Origin of the sequence: Candidatus Desulfofervidus auxilii (assembly GCA_030262725.1) — a bacterium.
Taxonomy (GTDB): domain Bacteria; phylum Desulfobacterota; class Desulfofervidia; order Desulfofervidales; family Desulfofervidaceae; genus JAJSZS01.
In genome coordinates, this window is sequence record JAJSZS010000018.1 from 25,169 (window position 1) to 31,423 (window position 6,255).

At 31.0% G+C, this 6,255-nt stretch carries 9 protein-coding genes; 7 read left to right on the forward strand and 2 right to left on the reverse strand.

Annotation, left to right across the window (positions count from 1 at the left end; translation table 11 throughout):
- The first annotated feature begins 7 nt into the window (after positions 1 to 7).
- From plsY to pgsA, 5 genes are read left to right on the forward strand one after another with little or no spacing between them, the layout of a single operon-like run.
- Positions 8 to 604 (forward strand): glycerol-3-phosphate 1-O-acyltransferase PlsY, encoded by a 597-nt coding sequence (gene plsY, locus LWW95_09380; protein MDL1957236.1) that lies wholly within the window; start codon positions 8 to 10, stop codon positions 602 to 604.
- Between the two features lies 1 nt (position 605).
- Positions 606 to 2,273, forward strand: coding sequence for a DNA mismatch repair endonuclease MutL (gene mutL, locus LWW95_09385; protein MDL1957237.1), 1,668 nt, complete (start codon positions 606 to 608; stop codon positions 2,271 to 2,273).
- Positions 2,270 to 3,187, forward strand: a complete 918-nt coding sequence (gene miaA / locus LWW95_09390; protein ID MDL1957238.1) for a tRNA (adenosine(37)-N6)-dimethylallyltransferase MiaA — start codon at positions 2,270 to 2,272, stop codon at positions 3,185 to 3,187. The genes mutL and miaA overlap by 4 nt, the downstream gene beginning before the upstream one ends.
- On the forward strand, positions 3,159 to 4,184 hold the full coding sequence (locus tag LWW95_09395) for a hypothetical protein (GenBank protein MDL1957239.1): 1,026 nt from the start codon (positions 3,159 to 3,161) through the stop codon (positions 4,182 to 4,184). Before miaA ends, LWW95_09395 begins: the two co-directional genes overlap by 29 nt.
- A complete protein-coding gene (gene pgsA / locus LWW95_09400; protein MDL1957240.1) occupies positions 4,185 to 4,709 on the forward strand; it encodes a CDP-diacylglycerol--glycerol-3-phosphate 3-phosphatidyltransferase in 525 nt (174 codons plus the stop codon).
- Here pgsA and LWW95_09405 read toward each other — a convergent pair.
- Both LWW95_09405 and LWW95_09410 read right to left on the reverse strand, forming a co-directional pair.
- On the reverse strand, positions 4,706 to 5,149 hold the full coding sequence (locus tag LWW95_09405; GenBank protein ID MDL1957241.1) for an NUDIX hydrolase: 444 nt from the start codon (positions 5,147 to 5,149) through the stop codon (positions 4,706 to 4,708). The genes pgsA and LWW95_09405 overlap by 4 nt on opposite strands.
- A 1-nt stretch (position 5,150) precedes the next feature.
- The gene (locus LWW95_09410; protein MDL1957242.1) at positions 5,151 to 5,516 is read right to left on the reverse strand and encodes a hypothetical protein; all 366 of its coding nucleotides are present in this window, start codon (positions 5,514 to 5,516) and stop codon (positions 5,151 to 5,153) included.
- A gap of 262 nt (positions 5,517 to 5,778) precedes the next feature.
- Here LWW95_09410 and LWW95_09415 point away from each other — a divergent pair, with 262 nt between their 5' ends.
- Positions 5,779 to 6,033 (forward strand): hypothetical protein, encoded by a 255-nt coding sequence (locus tag LWW95_09415; protein MDL1957243.1) that lies wholly within the window; start codon positions 5,779 to 5,781, stop codon positions 6,031 to 6,033.
- Positions 6,034 to 6,159: 126 nt separating this feature from the next.
- Positions 6,160 to 6,255, forward strand: a 96-nt coding sequence (locus LWW95_09420) for a nucleotidyltransferase (GenBank protein ID MDL1957244.1), incomplete at its 3' end; no start/stop codon positions are given.

Consider the following 6,255-nt stretch of genomic DNA (forward strand, 5'->3'; position numbering starts at 1 on the left):
GTTGAAAATGAAAATTTTTTTAGGCTTTATTTTAAGCTATCTTATTGGTTCTATTCCAGTAGGTATTTTAATATCTAAAAGATATTCTCAAATAGATATTCGAAAGGCAGGCAGTGGTAATATTGGAGCAACAAATGTAGCAAGAGTGGTAGGAAAAAAAGCAGGACTTATTACACTTATAGGTGATATGCTTAAAGGTGCATTACCTGTATTATTTTTCTTAATTTTTTTAGGTACAGAAAATTGGCAAAAACAAACAATAGTTGCATTGGCAGGATTTTTTGCTTTTCTTGGGCATTTATTCCCTGTGTATTTAAAATTTAAAGGTGGAAAAGGAGTAGCTACAGCTACAGGTATATTTCTTGTGCTTTCTCCACTTGCAGTATTATTTGGTACATTAATATTTTTAGGTGTATTATGGCGTTGGCGGTATGTTTCATTAGCTTCTCTTTCGGCTTCAGCCTCTTTACCAGTACTTATTGGCCTTTTTTCTGATAAAAAAGTTTATATTCTTTTAGCAGTGGCAATTGCTTTTCTTATTTTTTACCGACACAAAGAAAATATTCATCGTCTTCTTACAGGTACAGAACACAAGTTTAAATGATATGGGAATTATAAAAGTTTTACCACCTAATTTAGTTAATCTTATTGCTGCTGGTGAAGTAATAGAACGCCCAGCTGCTGTAGTAAAAGAATTACTTGAAAATGCTATTGATGCCAATGCTAATCTTATTAAAGTGGAGATAAGAAAAGGTGGTAAGGAATTGATAAAAGTAGAGGATAATGGTATTGGCATCTTAGCTGAGGATTTATCCCTAGCTGTAAAGCGTCATACTACTAGTAAAATTAATTCAGAAGAAGACCTTTTTCAGATTCATACTTTGGGTTTTCGAGGTGAAGCCCTTGCTAGTATTGCAGCAGTTTCTCATTTGCGTTTAGCTAGTCGACCAAAAACACAACTTTGGGGTAAAGAGATTTTTGTTGTTGGTGGAGAAATAAAGGAAGAAAAAGAAATAGGTATGGCTGTAGGTACTATTGCAGAAGTAAAAGAACTGTTTTTTAATACACCTGCTAGAAAGAAATTTTTAAAAAAAGATACTACGGAGGCTGCTCATATTTATGAAACAGTAATAAAATTAGGTTTAGCTTATCCTAAAATCCATTTTTGTTTAAAAAGTGAAAAGCGTTCCCTTCAACTTCCTTCAACAACTGATTTAACAGAAAGAATAGGTCAAATATTTGGTCTTGATTTGGCAAAATCACTAAAACATATTGAAGTAGAATCTGGTGTAGTGATAATAAAAGGAATGATGGCATCTCTTGAATTTAGCCGCCTTACACCTCAAAATATGTATTTTTTTGTTAATGGACGTTGGGTAAGAAATGTCTTACTTAATCAAATAGTATATAAAGTACTTGAGAGTAGCTGGCCAAAAGGGAGATATCCATTTTTAGTTATTTTTATTACATTACCAAAAGATATGGTAGATGTAAATGTCCATCCAACTAAACAAGAAATAAGATTTAAAGACCCTCATTCCATTCAAGAGGCTTTAGAAAAGGCTTTAAAGAAAATTATGGAAGAACGATTATTTTCTTTTACTTCTTTTGAATCAGATATACCTATTTCTTTGGAAAAATCTTCTTTCAAAATAAAAGAGCCGGAAATAGCTTATGAAAAAGCACATCTTCCTGATTTTACTCCTTCCTTTCGAATTATTGGTCAATTATGGGGAAGTTATATTATATGTGAAACTGAAGAGGAATTGATATTAATTGATCAACATGCTGCCCATGAACGTCTTATTTATGAAAAGATAAAACAGCTTTATGAAGAAGACAGACCTCAAACACAAGAATTACTTACTCCAATACTTTTAGAAATTTCTCCAACAGAAATAGAAATTTTTGAAGAAATTTTACCTCATTTAGAAAAGATGGGATTTAGTTTAGAACCTTTTGGTGAAAGGACTTATTTGGTTCGTGCAGTGCCTGGTTTATTAATTAAAAAAGATATACGTAGCCTTTTAGAAAAAGTATTAACAGATCTTCAATTTATAAGACCGCTTCATTTAAGTGAAATAGTATCTGAATTATTAAAAAGCATGGCATGCCATTTAGCTGTGCGTGCTAATGATATTTTGAGTTTAAAGGAAATGGAATATTTAATTAAAGAAATAAAATCTCTTAAAATTCTTCATTGTCCTCATGGTCGCCCTTTTTATAAAATCTTTACCAAAGAAGAGATTAAAAAATTTTTTTATCGCTCATGAAGCCAAAAATTATTATTCTTACTGGTCCAACAGGTGTAGGTAAAACAGCACTTTCTCTTTCTCTTGCCCAAAAATTTAATGCTGAGATTGTTAACGCAGATTCCATGCAAATTTATAGGTATATGGATATTGGTACTGCTAAACCTAGTCCTGAAGAAAGAAAAATTGTTCCTCATCATCTTATTGATATAAAAAATCCAGATGAAGATTATGATGTTGCTCAATATAGAAAAGATGCAGATAAAGCAATAAGAAATATTTTTAATAAAGGAAAAAATGTATTGGTTGTTGGTGGTACTATGCTTTATTTAAAAATACTTACACATGGTATATTTCCTGCTCCACCATCTGATAAGTTTTTACGTCAACAATTAAAAAATCTAGCAGAAAAAAAAGGAAGAAAATATCTTCATGATTTATTAAAAAAAATTGATCTTGAAGCAGCTAATCGCATTCAACCATCAGATATTATACGTGTTATAAGAGCAATTGAAGTATATAAACTTACTGGAAAACCTATTTCTTGGCATCAAAAACAACATCGTTTTAGTGAAAAACCTTATGATTATTTAAAAATATGCCTTTATCGTCCAAGAGAAGAGCTCTATCAACGTATTGAAAAGCGGGTAGAAGAGATGTTTGCTCAGGGTTTGGTAGAAGAAGTAGAGAATTTATTAAAAATGGGCTATACAGCAAAACTAAAACCTATGCAGGCTATTGGTTATCGTCATGTAATAGCATATCTTCAAGGTAAATATGATTTAGAAGAGACAAAAAGACTATTAAAAAGAGATACTAGACGCTATGCTAAACGACAATTAAGTTGGTTTAGGCAAGAAAAAGATATTGAATGGTATTCAATAGAGGAAGAAAAAAGGATAGAGAATGCGATTGTTCGTTTTTTGGAAAAATAGAATTATTTTAATCATTTTATTTTTGTTTTTAAAACCTATTTTAGCTAATGGGTGGGAAACGATTATTGCTACAGGTAATGCTCCTTTAAGAGAAAATCTAGTTAAAACTCAACAAGAAGCAGTTAAAAATGCTTTAATGAATGCAATAAAAACAACTGTTAATATTATTTCTCCTTATGTGCCCAATTCTGTTTATAAAAATATATTTGAGGTTATTAAAACTTATAGCCTTCTTGAAGAAGAAAGAGATGAGGATTCTTATCATGTACAGATAGAAGTAGAAATAAATTGGGAAAATTTAGCCAAGCGATTAGATAGTCTTGGTATTATTGAAACAAATCAAGGTGAAAAAATTCTTCTTTTTTTCCTTCTACCAGAAGGTATTGATTTTAAAACACCTCTCCTCTCATTTTGGCAACGTTTTTTTCTATTATTTAATTTTTTACCAATTTTCAAAGAAAATTTATATAAAGAACAGGTTTCTGATTATACTTTTCAAAAAGGTATCCCTTTTTTACTTAATTTTATCCTTGAGACCAAACCCAATGAGATTGAAGGTTGGCATTTGAATTTTAATGTTGAACTAATTTATACAATTTATCATGAAACTATTTATAAAGAGTCAATAGAAAAATTTACTCATGAGTCTGATATAGAAACTCTTATTCGAACTGCTTTAAAATATACACAAGATATCGCTTATAACTTAGCACAAAGATTATCTCTTTGGTTAGAAAATCATAAAAAAAGAGAAATTACTTATTTTGAAATAATTTTTAAAGATATTTCAGATTATAATGAAATTTTTACACTTTGGGAAAAAATAGAAAAAATTAGTGGTATTAGAATATACTTAAAAGAAGTTTCTGCAAAAAAAACAATATACACAGGCAGGTATGAAGGAACAATGTCAGAACTTATTAATCAATTAGGTGGTTTAGGATTGGTGATAAAAGGAATAAGAGGCAATACTATTTATTTAAGTCAAGGAGGATAAGTGTCTTGGCCCAATTTAATTACCTTTTTAAGAATGTTTTTAGTGCCTATTTTGATTATTGCTTTTTTTCAAAAATATATTTGTTTAGCTACTATTGTATTTTTAATAGCTGCCATTACTGATGCTATTGATGGTTTTCTTGCCCGTCGCATTAAACAAACCACCACTTTAGGTGCTTGTCTTGATCCTATTGCAGATAAAATTTTACTTTCTTCTTCTTTTGTTCTACTTGCTTGGTATAAGTATTTACCTTCTTGGCTAGCTGTAGTTGTAATTTCACGAGATATATTTATTCTTTTAGGAGGGTTGCTTTTATTCTTATTTAATATTCCTTTTGAAGTTCGCCCTTCAATTCTAGGTAAATTCACTACTTTTATTCAAATAATTACTATACTTGCAGTTTTAATTCACATTCAAAAACTTTTGCCTTTACCTCCTCTTTCTTTCTTTTATTTTTTAACCTTAATTTTCACAATAAGCTCTGGTTTACAATATGCTTATATAGGCTATAAAAAAATTTCTTAATATTTTTTTTCAAAATAATCATTGATTATCTTAGCATGATCAAAGACAATAGGAGAAGGCAAATTTTTCTGATTAAATATTCCCAAAGATTTAGCATCATCTCCTGCTTTAGGTATTCCTTTTGCTTTAGCAATATAAACAGTTGTAATTGTATGTTGGCGAGGATCACGATTTGGCTCTGAATAAGTATGAAATTGGCGAATAAGCTCTACTTCAAGCCCTGTTTCTTCTTGTGCTTCTCTAATGGCTGCTTCTTCTAATGATTCTCCATAATCTACAAAACCACCAGGTAATGCCCAACCATAAGGAGGATTTTTTCGTTCAATAAGAATAATTCCACCTTCTGTTTCAATAATAATATCTACAGTTGGAATAGGATTTTTATAAATAAAAACATCTTTACCACAATATGGACAACTAATGATCTTTTTTTGCACCATTTTATGTTTGTATTTCTGATTTTTTTTCCTCTAATGTTTTCTTCTCCTTTTCTATTTGGGTTTCTAAAGCCGTATGAACTTGAGTTAAATTCTTATCTAAAGTGGAGATCTCCTCCAAAAGCTGTTTGACTTCCTCGTTCTGCAAAGGATTTTCCTCGCTTTTGAGATGCAATTCATATACTTTATTTCCTAATTCAGCAAATTTTCCTGCAATTTTTAATTGTAATCTTTTTACTTCTAATTTGTGTTTTGCTACTGTAGCACTTTCTTTTGTTTTTTCTGCCACTTTTTGCGCTTTTTCCATTACTACTTCCATTGCCTTATAAAGACTTTCCTTTACCTGCCGCCATGCTTCCACTGCCTTCATATTTTCCTCCTTCAATTTTCCTTATTATCAGATAAGCATAAGTATTCCTCTTGTCAAGGAAACAACTTGACATAGGCTTTTGATTAATTTTTAAAAAGCAATTGCCTATTATTGTAGCGAGAAGAAACTTTTGATGTTATATGTGAAGAAGAAGGTTTACAACCTCTTATTAGGATAGGTGGTTTAGAGGTACTAAACCTTGTGGCAGAAGCAAGAAGGCTTATGCCCAAATTTTGCAAGCGAAACTTCACATATCCCTAGAATGGTAGGCAACATTGCAGAAAGGTTTAAAATGCTTGACATACTTGATATTATGACAACAATTCATAGTGAAAGGGGAATTGGAATGGGAAAAGTAGTAGAGAAAATAAAGGTCATAAATGTCTTTAAGTCAGAAAGAGCAATCAAGATCGAGGCTGTTGATACAGGAGACTATGCTTTGGAAATGTGTGGTAGAGCGGGTGAATTTAATGTTCTGGTAGAACCAGAAGGAGATTTTAATGGCAACGTCGCCTAACAGGGTATGTGATTTGCTCACGCAAACTCTTACGGGCTTTGCATACTTGCCAACCGTTAAGTGAAACTCGCCGTCGCTTTGAAAAGATTTAAAGTCGAAAATGAAATAAAATAAGAGGTGGCAAAAATGAAAAAATCGCTTGACAGGATAAAGGAAATTCTTAAAAAGCACAAAAAAGAGCTAAAAGAAAAATATGGTGTTAAAGAAATCGGCATTTTTGGT